This window comes from Mycobacterium appelbergii, from assembly GCF_032883035.1.
GTDB lineage: Bacteria > Actinomycetota > Actinomycetes > Mycobacteriales > Mycobacteriaceae > Mycobacterium > Mycobacterium appelbergii.
On the sequence record NZ_JAMQTH010000001.1, the window covers coordinates 132,194 to 148,578 of the forward strand.

A 16,385-nucleotide genomic window follows, 5' to 3' on the forward strand; every position below is an offset into this window, starting at 1 on the left:
TTTCACCGGGCCGGTCAGCCAGGAAGGCGCACCGGCATCAACAAGTAGACGTAATCGGTCTGCGCGGCCGGGAACGGTCCCGCGCCACCGCCCGTCCCATCATCCTCGCCCGCCGGCCGCAACACCGCGGGCCTGCTGGGTGTCGTGAAACCGAACGTGACCCGCTCGGAGTGCAGGGAGCTCAGACCATCGGTCAGATACGTCGGATTGAATGCGATGGTGAGCGGTTCGCCGGCGAAACTCACCGGCAGGTCCTCTTCCGCGCGGCCCACATCGTCGGCGCCCGCCGACAGCCGCAGCGCTTCGTCGCCGAATTCCATCCGGATCTGTGCGCCCCGGTCGGCGACCAGTGCGACACGTTTGATGGCCTCGGTGAGCTCGGCGACTCCGATGGTGGCGATCGCAGTGTGCTCGTTGGGCAGCAACTGACGGAATTTGGGGAATTCGGCGTCGAGCAGGCGGGTGGTGCTGCGCTTGCCCTGGCTCCGGATGCCGAGCAGCCCGTCCTTCCCGACCGCCTGCCCCGAACCGAGCGCCAGATGCACCTCGGTGCCGTCGGTGCCGGCCTTGGCCGCCTCCGCCAAGGTCTTCGCCGGGACCAGCACCGCGGCCTCGACATCGGCCGAACTGGTCGCCCAGGTGAGTTCGCGCACTGCCAACCGGAACCGGTCGGTGGCCGCCAAAACAACTGACTCTCCGGAAATTTCGACCCGGATCCCGGTCAGCATGGGCAACGTGTCGTCGCGGCCCGCCGCGACCGCGACCTGGCCGATGGCCTCGGCGAACAGATCGGAGGAAACCACACCGGTCTCCTCGGGCAGCGCGGGCAACGCGGGATAGTCCTCGACCGCCAGGGTGGGCAGGGAGAACCGCGCACTCCCGCAGGTCAGCGCCACCCTGGTGCCCTCGACGCTGATGTCGACCGGTTTGGCAGGCAATGCCTTGGTGATGTCGGAGAGCAACCGCCCGGACACCAAAACACTTCCCGCGGAAGCGATTTCAGCACCGATCTGGACCTCGGTGGACACTTCGTAGTCGAACCCCGAGATGGTCAACCCGGTGTCGGTGCCGGTCAACAGCACCCCGGCGAGCACCGGGATGGTGGGCCGGGTCGGCAGGTTACGGGCTACCCACGCCACCGCGTCCGCGAAGTCCTCACGCACGACGCGAAACTTCAAGTCGGTCAGCCCAGCCGTCGATGTCGCCACGTGCTATGCGCCCCTTCGATAATCCCCACAATAAGCTCTATCCAGCAGTTTCCCAGCGGGGCACCACACAACAACAGCTTGTGTGACGTCGCGGGTAATCGCCGTCGAGAAACACCGTAGAGCTTTCCGCATCAACTTGAAAGCTAATCGATCGGGCTGACATCGGCCCCGCTCGAGCGACCGGACACGGGAGTGGATGAGTGTGTCCCCAACAGCCTTCTTCTAAAGAAGACCTTTGGAAGATATTCAAGTAACAGTATTAGGTCCTGTGGAATCTGGGGATGAACCCCCATCGGCCCTGTACGGACGGTGTGTCGGGATGTGAACCGGCTGTGGAGACCGGGTGAACGACAAGGGCGGTGCTGTGTACAGACCCGGGGTTGGGGATCGGGGAGTGAATGAACGTGTGGTTTGCCCGCAGGTTGTGCACAGCGATATCCACAGCGATCGGAAGTGACAACTGGCGCCAATGTGGCCAGAGTTGTGACAAGAATTTTCCGTGGGACACCCTCGGGCGACCACAATGTGAGATGCCGACGCGGCACACGGTCAGCGCTTGGCGCGCTGACGGATCCGCGTGGTGAGTTCTTTGACGTGATCGAACACCTCACGGCGCTCGGCCATTTCGCCGCGGATCTTCTTCTCGGCGTACATCACGGTGGTGTGGTCGCGGCCGAACGCCTGACCGATCTTCGGCAACGACAGGTCCGTCAGCTCGCGGCAGAGGTACATCGCAATCTGCCGTGACTGCGCCAGGGCGCGGGTTTTGCCGGGGCCCCGGAGTTCCTCGACGGTCGTCTCGAAATATTCGGCTGTGGCCGCCATGATCGCCGCGGTACTGATCTGCATCGTGGTGGCATCGGCGATGAGATCCCGCAGCACCACCTCGGCCAGCGACTTGTCGATCCGGGTCTTGTTCAGGGAAGCGAACGCCGTGACGCGGATCAGCGCGCCTTCGAGTTCGCGGATGTTGCGCTCGATGCTGCTGGCGATGAGCTCGAGCACGTCATCGGGCACGTCGAGCCGGTCCATCTGGGCCTTCTTGCGCAGGATGGCGATGCGGGTCTCGAGCTCCGGTGGCTGGACATCGGTGATCAGGCCCCACTCGAAGCGGGTACGCAAGCGGTCCTCGAGCGTCGCGAGTTGTTTCGGCGGCCGGTCGGAGGAGATGACGATCTGCTTGTTCGCGTTGTGCAGGGTGTTGAAGGTGTGGAAGAACTCTTCCTGGATACCTTCCTTGCCCTCGATGAACTGGATGTCGTCGACCAGCAGGATGTCGATGTCGCGGTAACTGCGTTTGAACGAGGCCTTGCGGTCGTCGCGCAGCGAGTTGATGAAGTCGTTCGTGAATTCCTCGGTCGAGACGTACTTCACCCGCATGCCGGGGAACAGGCGCTGCGCGTAGTTGCCTGCCGCGTGGAGCAGGTGCGTCTTGCCGAGTCCCGACTCCCCCCAGATGAACAGGGGGTTGTAGGCGCGGGCCGGCGCTTCGGCGATGGCCAGGGTGGCGGCATGCGCAAAGCGGTTGGAGGCGCCGATGACGAACGTGTCGAACGTGTATCGGCGGTTGAGGTTGACCGCGTTGGCGTCGGTGGCCGCAGAATCCTGCTGCGGTCTGCTGAAGTACGTCGGCCAGGATTCCTCGGCGTTGACCTTGGCCTCGCGGTCGTCGTCGACCTCGTCGCCGTCGGTGGGGGTCGGCGCGCTGGTCTCGGCCGGGCTGTCCTCGGGTGTTTCGTCGTCGGGCGGGGTGGCGATGCGGACACCGAGTTCCACCCGCTGACCGAGCCGGCGGCTCAATGCGGTGACGATCGGCTCACGAAGGTGACGCTCGATCTCATTCTGTACGAAGGTGGTGGGGACCGAGAGCAGAGCAAATCCCTCGGCGATCACCAGCGGCTTCACAAGTTTGAGCCAGGCTCTTTGCTGCGGGGTCAACGTCGGCAGGGCGGATCCGTCGGGATGACCGCCTTCCCGCCCGTTGTCTCCGTTGAGTTCGGCGACCACGCTGTTCCAGACGGCGACGAATGGTGGGTCGGGGTCAGCAGTCAAGGACGGATACCCCCTCTGAGGACCTGGAGACGCATGCCCAGGTACGACCAAAAGAACGATGACGAACTGTCCACATATTTATCCACAGCTTGTGGAGAAAGGACAGTCGTCGTCGTTCTGTTGTCTGTTGGGAAGTCGTCGGGGCCGGAGACTCGATCACGTACTGCACCGGTGTGGCGCCGTGGCGGCTGGGGGCGACGGACCTCATTTCGATTCTGTGGGCCGCTCCCGGTGGAACGGCATTGCCAGAAGCTAACAGTTTTCGAACGATGTGCCAACCGTTCCGCAACATTGAACGTTGGCACCGGTACCGGCGGTGGAGCGAGGTTTGACCCAGTGAAATCTCGTCAGTACCCTCGAGCAGTCGCCCGCACGTGGCGATACGGCTGCGATCCGGACCCGTCCGGAGCCCGCGCCGGTTAGTAAAGCACGACGTACGAGCTTACCGAGGGCAGCTACGTCCTTACCGACACAACGTGTGTGGGTGGGTCGCGGATGCCAACTGAACAAGGAGATGTAGCCGTGGCCAAGGGCAAGCGGACCTTCCAGCCCAACAACCGCCGCCGTGCGCGTGTGCATGGGTTCCGGCTGCGGATGCGGACTCGCGCCGGCCGCGCGATCGTTTCCAATCGGCGTAGCAAGGGCCGTCGCTCGCTCACTGCGTGATTCGACGCAGGATCTAGCGCGGTGCTTCCGGCTCGATACCGGATGAGGCGGTCCGCGGAGTTCAGTGCCACCGTCAGCCGTGGCGTGCGTGCGGTTCAACCCGATGTGGTGGTGCACGCGTTACGTAACGGGGCGGATGCGAGTGGCCCGCGGATCGGCTTAGTGGTCTCCAAGTCCGTCGGCAACGCAGTTGAGCGCCACCGCGTATCCCGTCGGCTGCGGCATGTCGCCCGTGCTGTGTTGCCTCGCCTCGATCCGGCGGACCTGGTTGTGATCCGGGCCCGTCCGGGTAGTCGGCACGCGCTGTCGCCGCGGCTGGAGCAACAGCTGAGCGCCGCTCTCGAGCGGGTTGAAGCACGCCGCGGGACGCCTCGATGATGCGACGGGCCGGTGCGGGTGTTGCCCGCGGTGTGATCTTTCTGATTCAGCTCTACCGCCACATGATCTCTCCGCTGCGGCTGCCGACATGTCGGTTCATGCCCACCTGCAGTCAGTACGCCGTCGACGCGCTCACCGAATACGGTCTGGTGTACGGCGGTTGGCTGGCCATGGTCCGGCTGCTCAAGTGCGGCCCGTGGCATCGGGGAGGATGGGACCCCATACCGGAACGCCGAACGCACACCCATGAGCGCGGCGACTCGGGTGAGACAGCCGCCGCCGACCTTGTCAGGAGCAAGTCGCGTGTTTAATTGGTTCAGCCTGGACATCATCTATTACCCGGTGTCGGCGATCATGTGGGTTTGGTACAAGGCGTTCGCCTTCGTGCTCGGCCCGTCGAACTTCTTCGCCTGGGCGCTGTCGGTGATGTTCCTGGTGTTCACGCTGCGGGCCATCCTCTACAAGCCATTCGTCAAGCAGATTCGCACCACCCGCCAGATGCAGGAACTGCAACCTCAGATCAAGGCCCTGCAGAAGAAGTACGGCAAGGACCGCCAGCGCATGGCGTTGGAGATGCAGAAGCTGCAGCGGGAGCACGGCTTCAACCCGATCCTGGGTTGCCTGCCGATGCTGGCGCAGGTCCCGGTCTTCCTCGGCTTGTTCCACGTGCTCCGGTCGTTCAACCGGACCCAAGGTGGGTTCGGTCAGATCCAATTGACCGTCGAGCAGAACCGCGCCACCGGCAACTACGTCTTCAGCCCTGCTGACGTCGCGCACTTCCTGGACGCCAACCTCTTCGGTGCACCGTTGGGTGCGACCATGATTCAGACCACGGGTCTGGACGCCTTCACCGAGTTCAATCGCGCGGCCGTGATCGGCGTGGGCGTGCCCATCATGATCCTGGCCGGCATCGCAACGTACTTCAACAGCCGCGCTTCGGTCGCTCGGCAGAGTCCGGAAGCGGCATCGAATCCGCAGACGGCGATGATGAACAAGCTCGCGCTGTATGTCTTCCCGTTCGGCGTCGTGGCCGGCGGTCCGTTCCTGCCGCTGGCGATCATCATGTACTGGCTCGCCAACAACATCTGGACCTTCGGTCAGCAGCACTACGTGTTCGGAATGATCGAGAAGGAAGAAGAAGCAAAGAAGGTGGAGGCGCTGGAGCGGCGCTCGGCCAATGCGCCGGCCCCCGGCGCGAAACCCAAACAGCAGCGCAAGGCGCAGGCGGCCACAGCGAGCTCTGACGGCCCAGCCGAGGAGCCCGCAGCGGATGACTCGAGCGACGGCAAGACCGACGCGACAGGCGCCTCCGGGGATGCGGCGGGCCGTACGCCCAAGCCCGGTGCGCGCCCCAAGAAGCGGAAACGTTGACCAGTTCTGACTGGCGAAAGTAGGGAGATGACGAACATGACTGACGCACAGACCACCGAGTCCGACACCGAGCTGGAGGAGAACACCCAGGCCGAGCCCAAGAGCGAGGACGATCTGGAAGATCGGTTGGTCGCCGAGGGCGAGATCGCCGGGGACTACCTCGAGGAGCTGCTCGACTTGTTGGACTTCGACGGTGACATCGACCTCGATGTGGAGGGCGACCGCGCCGTGGTGAGCATCGATGGCGGCGGCGATCTGAACAAGCTCGTGGGGCGCAAAGGCGAGGTGCTCGATGCACTCCAGGAGCTGACCCGGTTGGCCGTGCATCAGAAGACCGGTGAGCGGAGCCGGCTGATGCTGGACATCGCGAAGTGGCGCCGCGGCCGCCGCGACGAGCTTGCGGCGCTGGGCGACAAAGTCGCGCGGCGGGTGTTGGAGTCCGGTGAGCGCGAGGAGCTCGCGCCGATGACTCCGTTCGAGCGCAAGATCGTGCACGACGCCGTAGCGGCGGTCGATGGTGTGCGGAGCGAGAGCGAGGGTGTTGAGCCTTCGCGCCGCGTCGTCATTCTTCCCAACTGATCCTTCTAATTACATTGCTGTAGTTCATGCGCGGCAGCCCGCGAAGCGGGAGTGCGGAGGATGTTTCACGTGAAACATGGTTCGGTTCCCGCGGCGCCGGCATCGGCGGCATCGGTCTTCGGTGACCGGCTGGGCGTCGCGGAGCTGTACACGGAGATCTTGGCGGGGGCCGGAGTCGAACGCGGGCTGATCGGGCCGCGGGAAGTTGACCGGTTGTGGGAACGTCACGTGATGAATAGCGCCGCGGTAGGTGAGCTCCTGGAATCCGGCGAGCGAATCGCGGATATCGGCAGTGGTGCCGGGCTCCCCGGAATACCCTTGGCGCTGGCTCGCCCCGATGTGCACATCGTTCTCATCGAGCCGTTGCTGCGTCGCGCGGAATTCCTCCGTGAGGTCACTGCGACGCTCGGTCTCGATATCGTGGTGGTCCGGGGTCGTGCCGAGGATGCCGGTGTGCGCACCGAGGTGGGGGAGATGGACGTCGTGACATCTCGAGCGGTGGCGCCGCTCGACAAGCTGAGTCGCTGGAGCCTGCCCCTGCTTCGCACCGACGGACGGATGCTCGCCATCAAGGGCGAGCGCGCGGAGTCGGAGATCGAGGAGCACCGGCGTGTGATGGCGTCGCTCGGCGCGGTGGATGCCAGGGTAGTCAGATGTGGCGCGAGCTATTTGAACCCACCCGTAACCGTCGTCGCCGCGCGACGCGGGACGTCCAAACCAGCACGCGCCCGCGGGGTGGGGAAAGCCTCCGGGGCGCGGGGGAGATCGAGCAGGAGATGAAGATGGGTTCGGGTCCTAAGAAGGCTGCCGGCGTGGCCGGCAATTCAGATGTTTCACGTGAAACATGGAAGGGCGCCGATCGGTCGACGTGGACCACGGACACCGGCATGGACACCCCCATCGCGGCGGAGGCTGAACGCGCGACGCGGGTTTTGCACACGTCTGGAGGCCGCCTTCCGCAACCCACGAAGCAGCGCGTCTTCACGATCGCAAATCAGAAGGGCGGCGTCGGTAAGACGACGACTGCGGTGAATATCGCGGCCGCGCTCGCGCTCCAGGGGTTGCGCACCCTGGTGATCGACCTCGACCCGCAGGGCAACGCCAGCACCGCGCTGAGCATCGAACATCGGCCGGGGACGCCGTCCTCCTACGAAGTGCTGATCGGAGACATCCCTGTGGACGAGGCGCTGCAGCAGAGTCCGCACAATGAACGGCTGTACTGCATCCCAGCGACCATCGATCTGGCAGGCGCCGAGATCGAGTTGGTCAGCATGGTGGCCCGTGAGGGTCGGCTTCGCACCGCGCTCACAGAACTCAAGCACCACAACTTCGACTATGTCTTCATCGACTGCCCACCCTCACTCGGTCTGCTCACCATCAATGCTCTGGTGGCGGCGCCGGAGGTGCTGATCCCGATCCAGTGCGAGTACTACGCGCTGGAGGGCGTCGGTCAGCTGTTGCGGAACATCGAGATGGTCAAGTCGCATCTCAACCCGGAATTGTCGGTGTCCACCGTGATACTGACCATGTACGACGGGCGGACCAGACTTGCCGATCAGGTCGCTGAGGACGTGCGGGAGCACTTTGGGGACAAGGTCCTTCGGACCGTAATTCCTCGCAGCGTGAAGGTGTCCGAAGCGCCCGGTTACGGGATGACGATCCTTGACTACGATCCCGGCTCCCGCGGTGCGATGAGTTACCTCGATGCCAGTCGTGAGATCGCCGAGCGTGGTGCACCGGATCGCACCCGGTGATCGTGACCAAGTCAGTAGTTCGCAGTGATGGGTAGGAGACGAGCATGAATCAGGCGGCACGGAAGCGCAGCGGTCTAGGCAGAGGTCTGGCGTCTCTCATCCCGACCGGGCCGGCCGAGGACGGCAGCGACGCATTGAGTCCACGGATCGGCGATACTGCGGCCGATGTGCTGATGGGTTCACCCACCGCTCCGCCTCCAGCCCCGGCCACGGCTGCCACTGAGGACGTTGGTGCGACGTACCGCGAGATCGACCCCGCCGCGATCGAACCGAATCCGCGGCAGCCGCGCCAGGCCTTCGATGAGGAGGCCTTGGCCGAACTGGTGCATTCCATCCGCGAGTTCGGCCTCATGCAGCCGATCGTGGTGCGGACGGTCGAGGGCGAAGGGCCGATCCGCTATCAACTGGTGATGGGGGAGCGGCGGTGGCGCGCCGCTCAAGAGGTCGGCCTGGATACCATTCCTGCGATCGTGCGGGAGACCGCCGATGACAGCATGCTGCGCGACGCACTGTTGGAGAACATTCACCGGGCGCAGCTGAATCCGTTGGAAGAGGCCGCGGCCTATCAACAGCTGCTCGAGGAGTTCGCGGTCACCCACGACGAACTCGCGGCCCGCATCGGCCGGTCCCGACCGCTGATCTCGAACATGATCCGACTGCTCCGCCTTCCGATCGCGGTCCAGCGCCGGGTGGCCGCAGGCGTGCTGTCGGCCGGACATGCCCGCGCATTGCTGTCGCTCGAGGGCAGCCCCGAGCAGCAAGAGGAACTGGCCGCGCGAATCGTCGCCGAGGGACTGTCGGTGCGCGCCACCGAGGAGGCCGTCACACTGGCCAACCGGGACGGCAAGACCCAACCCGCACCCAGACGCAAGCCGATCCAGATGCCCGGCCTACAGGATGTTGCCGAGAAGCTCTCGACGGCGTTCGACACCCGCGTCACCGTGAGCCTCGGCAAACGAAAAGGCAAGATCGTGGTGGAGTTCGGCTCGGTCGATGATCTGCAGCGAATCGTGGACATTATGAGTGCCCAAGAGCAGTGAAGACCTACGACCGGTGACACCGGGCCGTTACGTCACTGTGACAGATAGTGTCCAGAGCAAGCCTTTTCGACACCCCTGACAGAGGAAAGCACTTGTGCGACATGGTATTCCGCTTGCACGCCGCTTCCGGGACAAGAGATTGCCGACGCACTGGGCCATCGTCGGCCAGCTCTCCTAAACTTGAGGTACAGCCACGCACGGTAGCGCCGTGTGAAACCTGGGGAGTCTAGTGTCAGCACGTATCACGCCGCTTCGGCTCGAGGGATTCGAGCAGCTGCCCAAGCACGCGCGGCGGTGTGTCTTCTGGGAGGTCGATCCGTCCACCCTCGGCACCGACGACCATCTCAGCGACCCCGAGTTCGAGAAGGAAGCGTGGCTGTCGATGGTCATGCTGGAGTGGGGGTCCTGCGGGCAGTTGGCTGTGCAGGCACCGCCGGACGATGGAAGCGAGTTCGGCCCGCCGATCACCGGCGACGAGGCCTGTCTCGGGTATGCGTTCTACGCCCCGCCGGGTGCGGTGCCGCGCGCCCGGCTCTATCCCAGCGGACCGGTCAGTGCTGACGCGGTCCTCTTGACCGGAGTGGGGGTCGACGGCAGCGAGGACACCCACGGTGTGACGGCAAGCCTGCTCGCCGGGGTGGTTGGTGATCTCGTGCGGCGTGGCGTGCGTGCCCTGGAAGCATTCGGGTACACGACCGCGGCAACCGAACTGAATGAATCCGGGGCGGTCCCCGACGACCTGGCCGCGGTCACGACGGTGCTGGGGGACTGTTCGGTCGACAAATGCATGACCGACGCCGATTTCCTGCAGGACATCGGTTTTGTGGTGGTCTCTGCCCACCAGTATTTTCCGCGGTTACGCCTGGAGCTCGACAAGGGTCTCGGCTGGAAGGCTGAGGTGGAGGCGGCGCTCGAGAGACTGTTGGAGAGCGCCCGTTTGGAGATGCCGGTGGGTGCCGGGATGACCGGTGCCGCGATGACCGGACCCGCGATGAAAAGCGTTGCCCGCTACGGGGGTTGAGCGCTGTCCCGCGTGCTAGCCACGGTACTGCGCGAGCTGCGCGGTGAGTTCGTGCGCGTAGTCGAGCTGGCGGCTGAGTTTCTCACAGGCTTCTCGAGCGCGGCCGTGGCATTCGCCGACATAGGCAATGGCTTGGGCGCATTCATCTTCGGGCGCACTCTCGGTGGTGAGCGTGTCGATCGCGGCCAGCAGGGCGCGCATCTCGTCAAGGCTGAAGCCCAGCGGCTTCATCCGGCGGATCGCGAGCAGGCGGTCGACATCATCGGCGGTGTACAGGCGAAACCCTCCGGTGGACCGCGCCGACGGAACCACAAGCCCGACCTCGTCATAATGCCGGATCGTTTTGATGGACAGCTCAGTTCGGGCGGCGACCTCGCCGATCTGCAGGTGGCCTCGCCCGACGTCGTGGCTCAACGAAGTACCTTCCCGATGGGTCTAGTGCGCGGAGTCGAGGCGGCCGCTGAGGCGCCGATGACGTTCGGCGCTGTTGTCGTTCATGCCGATGATGGTGGCGGTCTTACCTTTCGCAGCATATTTGGTGGTGATGGCGTCGAGGGTGGCCACGGTGGAGGCATCCCAGATGTGAGCGTCGCTCATGTCGATGATCACGTTGTCGGGGTCGCCGACGTAGTCGAACTGATAGACCAGATCGTTACTGGAGGCGAAGAACAACTCGCCCTTGACCGCGTAGACGCGGGTGTCCTCGTCGGGGTGGGCGATGTCGATCACCTGGGTGAGATGGGCAACGCGACGGGCGAACAGCACCATGGCGGTGAGCGTGCCGACGGCCACACCGTAGGCGAGGTTGTCGGTGGCCACCGTGACCGCGACGGTGGCCAGCATGACGGTGGTTTCGCTTTTCGGCATGCGGCGCAACGTTTTCGGGCTGACGCTGTGCCAATCCAGGGTGCCCACCGCCACCATGATCATCACCGCGACGAGGGCGGCCATGGGAATCTGGGCGACGATGTCACCGAGCCCGACGACCAGCGCGAGCAGGAACGACCCGGCGAGGAAAGTGGAGATGCGGGTGCGGGCGCCCGACACCTTGACGTTGATCATGGTCTGGCCGATCATCGCGCAGCCGCCCATACCGCCGAAGAAACCGGTGACGACGTTGGCCACGCCCTGTCCGAGCGCCTCGCGGGATTTGTTGGAGTGGGTATCGGTGATGTCGTCGACGAGTTTCGCCGTCATCAGCGATTCGAGCAGTCCGACCACGGCCATGGTGAGTGCGTAGGGCGCGATGACGCCGAGGGTGTGCAGATTGAACGGGACGTCGGGGAGCAGCAGGCTCGGCAGGCTGGACGGCAACTCTCCTTCGTCGCCCACATTCGGTACCGCCCAGCCGAATCCGACCGTCGCCGCGGTGAGCAGCAGGATGGCCACCAGGGGAGCCGGCACGGCGGTGGTCAGTTTCGGCAGCACCACGATCATCGCGATGGCCGCCGCGACCATCGGGTAGACCAGCCAGGGCACGCCGAAAAGGTGGGGCAGCTGGGAGAGAAAGATCAGGATCGCCAGGGCATTGACGAATCCGACCATCACGCTGCGCGGTACAAAGCGCATGAGCTTGGCGACGCCGAGGGCGCCGAGTACCAGTTGCAGGATCCCGGCCAGGATCACGGTCGCGATCAGGTAGTCCAGGCCGTGGCTGTGTACGAGCGGCGCGACCACCAGCGCGACGGCGCCGGTCGCCGCTGAAATCATGGCGGGACGCCCTCCGACGATCGAGATCGTCACGGCCATCGTGAATGAGGCGAAAAGACCGATCCGAGGGTCAACGCCGGCGATGATGGAGAACGAGATCGCCTCGGGGATCAGGGCCAGCGCCACGACCAGGCCGGCGAGGACCTCGGTCCGTAGCCGGCGGGGCGAGCGCAGCGCTGCGAGTACCGATTGTTGGTCCCGCGGCGTCATCTGATGGGTCAGCCCTTGCATCACAGCTCCGTTCGGCACCGCGACGGTACCCGTGCGGCGCATGATCTGCACACGCGCTACATTGCGCGAAAAGTATTGCCGCAGCACGAAATAAGGGCTCAGCTGGACGTCTTGTGTTCGAGCGCAGAACCGGCGCGTGCGGCAGCGATTCCGAACTCTACCCCAAGGGGAGAGTGGCTGTCATTTCCCGGCCGCCGGCTCGGGCTCAGGCGCCGCGGGACGCCTGCTCGACGGAGAGCTCATGTGCCAGCAGTTCGGCGAAGGTGAAAGTCCCGGTGGGACGGTCATTCTTGCCGAGCAGGTACAGCCGCTTGACCGCGGCGAGGATGCCCTCGGCGATGGCGTCGCGGGTCTGGGAGGACACCAGCAGGCCGCGATCGCGTGGATTGGTGACGTAGCCGATGTCGACCTGCACGGTCGGCATCCGGGTCAACCGCAGCAGATCCCAGGTGCGGCCATGCGAGCGGCAGTCACGTAACCCGGTGCGCGCCACCACTTCCCGCTGAATGAAATCGGCAAGGTTGCGGCCGATGGTGGACACCGACCCGTGCGAGTTGCCGAAGTGGAAGGACCCGACCCCATTGGCGGCCGGACTGGACTGGGTGGCGCAGCGCAGGCTGATCATCAGATCGGCGCCCACCGTGTTGGCTGTTCCGGCCCGCTCCGCATCCGTCGGGCTGGCGTTGGCCGGCCGCGAGGTGAAAGTGTCCATACCGATGGCCGTCATCCGGCCCTCGAGTCGACTGGCCAAGTCCCACAGGATGTCCGCTTCGCTGATCGGACCGTCGGGACCATGCATGATCAAGCCGTGATCGGCCCCACCGCGGCCTGGATCGATGATCACGCGCTTACCGGACAGCCTCGGTCCCGAACGCCGTACCAACTCTTCCTCGCGGATGGCATGCGGGGAGCCACCGGTCACCCGGGATCCCAGGAAGTACAGCGAGCGTAGGGTTTCCGGGCCGCAGATGCCGTCTGGATACAACCCGTACTCGCGCTGGTATGAACTCAGTCCGTTGTGGGTCTGCAGGCCGAAATGCCCGTCGACCATGCCGGTGTAGAAGCCGAGGTCCTGCAAGCGGGCCTGCAGGGTCGCCACGTCGTCGCCGTACATGGGCGCGCCGAACTGGTGCACCAGTGTTCGGGCACCGAGGCGGTAAGAGGCCTCCCGCAATGCACGGTAGGTGGCCTCCCCGACGATGCCGTCCACCAGCAGCCCACGACGCTGCTGAAACGCCCGCACAGCCTGGTCGAGTTCGTCGTCGAAGGCATCCAGCGCAACGTGCCTGCCAGTGCTCAGATCGGCATCGGGGTTGTCGATGAGACCCAGTGCGGCCAACGCCGCCCGGACCTCTGCGACCGCACCGCCACGATCACCGCGACGCAGACTCGACATACGGGCCCCTCCAGGCTGGCCGCCAGCACTCTGCCGGACTAGCTGGTCGCCATTGTCTCAGATTTCCATCAGAATCCGGAAAACGGCAGGCGAGCTCCGCACGTCGGACGTGCGCACTCAGAGGGCGTCGGACAGTTCGCGCAGCAGCGCGGCCTTACCCTTGGCCCCCACGATGCGCTTCACCGGAGCGCCGTCCTTGAACAGGATCATGGTCGGGATCGACACCACCTGGAAGTCGCGGGCGGTGGCCGGGTTGGCGTCCACGTCGAGCTTGGCCACCACCAGATCACCGGCCTTCTCGGCGGCGATCTCCTCGAGCACCGGGGCGACCATCTTGCACGGTCCGCACCACGTGGCCCAGAAGTCCACCAACACCGGGGTGCTGTTGGTCAGCACGTCAGCCGAGAACGAATCGTCGGTGACCGCTACGGTTGCGCTGTCCTCACTCATGGGTATTTCTCCTGTCGGGTCGAAAACTGTTGGGGCTCATTCGTTGTCAGCAAGCCAACGCTCGGTGTCGATGGCCGCCGCACACCCGCTGCCTGCCGCGGTGATGGCCTGCCGGTAGGTGTGGTCCACCAGGTCGCCCGAGGCGAACACACCGTCGACCGACGTTGCGGTGGTGCGACCGGCGACCAGCACATAACCTTCGTCGTCGAGCTCGATCTGGCCGCGGACCAACTCCGAGCGCGGATCATGGCCGATCGCCACGAACACGCCGGTGACCGCGAGCTTGGACTCCTCGCCGGTCACGGTGTCGCGCAGCCGCACGCCGGTGACCTTCGGGTTGCCTTCGACCTCGGTGATCTCGGTGTTGGTCAGGAAGGTGATCTTGTCGTTCGCGCGGGCGCGCTCGAGCATGATCTTCGAGGCGCGGAACTCGTCGCGGCGGTGGATCAGGGTCACGCTGCGGGCGAACCGGGTGAGGAAGGTGGCCTCCTCCATCGCCGAGTCGCCGCCGCCGACCACCACGATGTCCTCGTCGCGGAAGAAGAAGCCGTCGCAGGTCGCGCAGGTGCTCACGCCCATGCCGGTCAGCGCCTCTTCACCGGGGACGCCGAGGTGGCGGGCGGCTGCACCCATCGCCAGGATCACGGAGCGGGCCTGGAAGGTCTCGTCGCCGACGGTGACCGATTTCACCGGCCCGTCCAGCGAGACGGCGTCCACGTCCTCCATGCGCAGGTCGGCGCCGAACCGCAGGGCCTGCTCGCGCATCTCGTCCATCAACTCGGGGCCGGTGATGCCGTTGCGGAAGCCGGGGTAATTCTCCACCTCGGTGGTGGTCATCAGCGCGCCACCGAACTGGGTGCCTTCGAAGACAAGCGGCTTGAGCTGGGCGCGGGCGGCGTAGACCGCCGCGGTGTACCCGGCCGGACCGGAACCGATGATGATGACGTCGTGAACCGTCGGTGAGGTGGTCATGAGGGCCTTTCTGCCGGACTTCGGCACGCGGACGCGAACAAACTAGGACCGCATGGGGAGCAACGCCAGCCTAGGCCGCGCTGTTCCCCGGCGACGTGAGGACAGACTACGGACGGGTGAGCGTGGTCTTGGTGAGCAGCCCGGTGTGTGAGGCGTCGCAGTCCGGGGCCAGCACGAGCCCCACGACGGTGTTCGGGGTGTCAGCCGCCAGCAGCACCAGCACCTGCTGCCGGCCCAGGAGGTCGAGCCCACGCCCGCCGAGGACCCGGACCCCCGACGGGTAACCCAGGGTGGACAGACACGCGGCCCTGCGCTGCGGATCGGACAGCGGCCCCAGCTCGGGCGGGACGGCCAGCAACTCCAGAATCTGGGATGTGGACAGCCCGATGTCCAGCGGCGGCGGGGACACCGTGAGTTGCCCGACGCGGATGGGCGCCGGCGGGCGGTCCGGCGCCCGTAGCAAGGTGCCGACACCCAGCCCGATGGCCAGCACGGCCGCACAGGCCCCCGCGATCGCGCCGAACAGCCGTAGGCGGTGGCCCTGGGAGCCTGCGGCATGAGCGGGTGGCGCGGCGGCCCGCAGCGTGGCCCCGATGCGCGCAGCGGCCTCGGGGGGAACCTGCGGGGCGGATTCGTGGTCTGCACCGAGGGCGGCCAGATCGCGGCGGACCCGGTCCAGGGCGGCCAGCGTGGCCGCGGCATCGGGATCGGAGCGGACCCGGTGGCGCAGCCGCGTCGCGGCGGCATCGTCGAGCAGGCCGGCCTGCAGGTCGGCGAGCAGCTCAGGGGAGATGGGCCCGTCGGGCGGCACCGGGTGCGTGCTGCCGTTCATCGTTGCCCCCGCTATTGCTCGGATGGGTATCGCGATCAAAGTACTGCAGTGATCGGGCGAGTTTGGTTCGGGCACGCGCACATCGGCTTTTCACGGTGCCTTCGGCGATCCCCAGCAGCAGAGCGGTTTCGGCGACCGAGTAGCCCTGCATGTCGACCGCGACCACGGCGGCCCGTTGCTCGACGGGCAACTTCAGCAGTGCCCGTTCCACCATGATCGCGGTGTCCACCCGGTGGGCCGGATCTCCGAGGTGGTTCCCCTGTCCGATGTCGTCGAGATGATCGATGCCTTCGCAATGTGACACTGCGGGTTGGGTTCTGGCGCGGCGCAGCCGGTCCAGGCACGCGTTGACCACGATGCGGTACAGCCAACTGCTCACCGCCGAGTCGTACCGGAAGGATGCGGCGGTGCGGTGCGCGGAGAGCAGGGCGTCCTGGACCGCGTCATCAGCGTCGTCATGGTGCCTGCTGGTCAGGTAGGCGAGCCGGAGCAACTGAGCATGATGGCGGGCGACGAGCTCGGCGAAGGCATAGCGGTCCCCGGCCACGTGGGCGGCCAGCAACTCGGCGTCCGAGCGCGCGCCCGGCGTGCGCACCACCCGTGACGTTCCCCCGAACCTGCCCACAGCCGAACACTAAGCGCTGTCGGCACCCACCTCGGACACTTGTTTGCCGGGACCCCCACATCACCTGGTCAGATGGTGTGACGGGGTGGGGATAAACCGG

Annotated in this window: 18 protein-coding genes; 9 read left to right on the plus strand and 9 right to left on the minus strand. The window is 65.6% G+C overall.

What is annotated here, in order from left to right:
* Nucleotides 1-14 precede the first annotated feature (14 nt).
* Both dnaN and dnaA read right to left on the minus strand, forming a co-directional pair.
* On the minus strand, nucleotides 15-1,208 hold the full coding sequence (gene dnaN, locus M1247_RS00530; protein WP_317154303.1) for a DNA polymerase III subunit beta: 1,194 nt from the start codon (nucleotides 1,206-1,208) through the stop codon (nucleotides 15-17).
* Nucleotides 1,209-1,757: 549 nt separating this feature from the next.
* Complete coding sequence (dnaA, locus tag M1247_RS00535) at nucleotides 1,758-3,260, minus strand: chromosomal replication initiator protein DnaA (RefSeq protein WP_317154304.1); 1,503 nt, start codon at nucleotides 3,258-3,260, stop codon at nucleotides 1,758-1,760.
* Between the two features lie 522 nt (nucleotides 3,261-3,782).
* On the opposite strand from dnaA, the gene rpmH reads away from it, so the two are divergent.
* The 9 genes from rpmH to M1247_RS00580 all read left to right on the plus strand — a co-directional run bounded on the left by rpmH (nucleotide 3,783) and on the right by M1247_RS00580 (nucleotide 10,069).
* Nucleotides 3,783-3,926: a 50S ribosomal protein L34 gene (gene rpmH, locus M1247_RS00540; protein WP_180916038.1), complete on the plus strand. Its 144-nt coding sequence runs from the start codon at nucleotides 3,783-3,785 to the stop codon at nucleotides 3,924-3,926.
* Between the two features lie 21 nt (nucleotides 3,927-3,947).
* The gene (gene rnpA / locus M1247_RS00545) at nucleotides 3,948-4,304 is read left to right on the plus strand and encodes a ribonuclease P protein component (protein WP_317154305.1); all 357 of its coding nucleotides are present in this window, start codon (nucleotides 3,948-3,950) and stop codon (nucleotides 4,302-4,304) included.
* Complete coding sequence (yidD, locus tag M1247_RS00550; protein WP_317154306.1) at nucleotides 4,301-4,615, plus strand: membrane protein insertion efficiency factor YidD; 315 nt, start codon at nucleotides 4,301-4,303, stop codon at nucleotides 4,613-4,615. Before rnpA ends, yidD begins: the two co-directional genes overlap by 4 nt.
* Nucleotides 4,608-5,675: a membrane protein insertase YidC gene (gene yidC / locus M1247_RS00555; RefSeq protein ID WP_317154989.1), complete on the plus strand. Its 1,068-nt coding sequence runs from the start codon at nucleotides 4,608-4,610 to the stop codon at nucleotides 5,673-5,675. Before yidD ends, yidC begins: the two co-directional genes overlap by 8 nt.
* Nucleotides 5,676-5,711: 36 nt before the next feature.
* Complete coding sequence (locus M1247_RS00560) at nucleotides 5,712-6,254, plus strand: Jag family protein (protein WP_317154307.1); 543 nt, start codon at nucleotides 5,712-5,714, stop codon at nucleotides 6,252-6,254.
* A gap of 69 nt (nucleotides 6,255-6,323) precedes the next feature.
* On the plus strand, nucleotides 6,324-7,034 hold the full coding sequence (rsmG, locus tag M1247_RS00565; RefSeq protein WP_410506787.1) for a 16S rRNA (guanine(527)-N(7))-methyltransferase RsmG: 711 nt from the start codon (nucleotides 6,324-6,326) through the stop codon (nucleotides 7,032-7,034).
* 2 nt (nucleotides 7,035-7,036) lie between these two features.
* A complete protein-coding gene (locus M1247_RS00570; protein WP_317154309.1) occupies nucleotides 7,037-8,008 on the plus strand; it encodes a ParA family protein in 972 nt (323 codons plus the stop codon).
* 44 nt (nucleotides 8,009-8,052) lie between these two features.
* On the plus strand, nucleotides 8,053-9,048 hold the full coding sequence (locus tag M1247_RS00575; RefSeq protein WP_317154310.1) for a ParB/RepB/Spo0J family partition protein: 996 nt from the start codon (nucleotides 8,053-8,055) through the stop codon (nucleotides 9,046-9,048).
* Between the two features lie 229 nt (nucleotides 9,049-9,277).
* Nucleotides 9,278-10,069 (plus strand): acetyltransferase, encoded by a 792-nt coding sequence (locus M1247_RS00580; protein WP_317154311.1) that lies wholly within the window; start codon nucleotides 9,278-9,280, stop codon nucleotides 10,067-10,069.
* 15 nt (nucleotides 10,070-10,084) lie between these two features.
* Here M1247_RS00580 and M1247_RS00585 read toward each other — a convergent pair whose 3' ends face one another.
* The 7 genes from M1247_RS00585 to sigM all read right to left on the minus strand — a co-directional run bounded on the left by M1247_RS00585 (nucleotide 10,085) and on the right by sigM (nucleotide 16,285).
* Complete coding sequence (locus M1247_RS00585) at nucleotides 10,085-10,483, minus strand: MerR family transcriptional regulator (RefSeq protein WP_317154312.1); 399 nt, start codon at nucleotides 10,481-10,483, stop codon at nucleotides 10,085-10,087.
* 21 nt (nucleotides 10,484-10,504) lie between these two features.
* A complete protein-coding gene (locus M1247_RS00590; RefSeq protein WP_317154313.1) occupies nucleotides 10,505-12,010 on the minus strand; it encodes a SulP family inorganic anion transporter in 1,506 nt (501 codons plus the stop codon).
* A gap of 205 nt (nucleotides 12,011-12,215) precedes the next feature.
* Entirely contained in the window at nucleotides 12,216-13,406 is a 1,191-nt protein-coding gene (locus tag M1247_RS00595) for an N-acetylmuramoyl-L-alanine amidase (RefSeq protein WP_317154314.1), read from the minus strand.
* A gap of 117 nt (nucleotides 13,407-13,523) precedes the next feature.
* Nucleotides 13,524-13,856, minus strand: coding sequence for a thioredoxin (gene trxA / locus M1247_RS00600; protein ID WP_458695180.1), 333 nt, complete (start codon nucleotides 13,854-13,856; stop codon nucleotides 13,524-13,526).
* Nucleotides 13,857-13,892: 36 nt separating this feature from the next.
* Nucleotides 13,893-14,828, minus strand: a complete 936-nt coding sequence (gene trxB / locus M1247_RS00605; protein WP_317154315.1) for a thioredoxin-disulfide reductase — start codon at nucleotides 14,826-14,828, stop codon at nucleotides 13,893-13,895.
* A gap of 106 nt (nucleotides 14,829-14,934) precedes the next feature.
* Nucleotides 14,935-15,660 carry an RsmA family anti-sigma factor gene (locus M1247_RS00610; RefSeq protein WP_317154316.1) on the minus strand — a complete coding sequence of 242 codons (726 nt, stop codon included), beginning with the start codon at nucleotides 15,658-15,660 and terminating at the stop codon, nucleotides 14,935-14,937.
* Nucleotides 15,611-16,285: an RNA polymerase sigma factor SigM gene (gene sigM / locus M1247_RS00615; RefSeq protein WP_317154317.1), complete on the minus strand. Its 675-nt coding sequence runs from the start codon at nucleotides 16,283-16,285 to the stop codon at nucleotides 15,611-15,613. Before sigM ends, M1247_RS00610 begins: the two co-directional genes overlap by 50 nt.
* Nucleotides 16,286-16,385 lie beyond the last annotated feature (100 nt).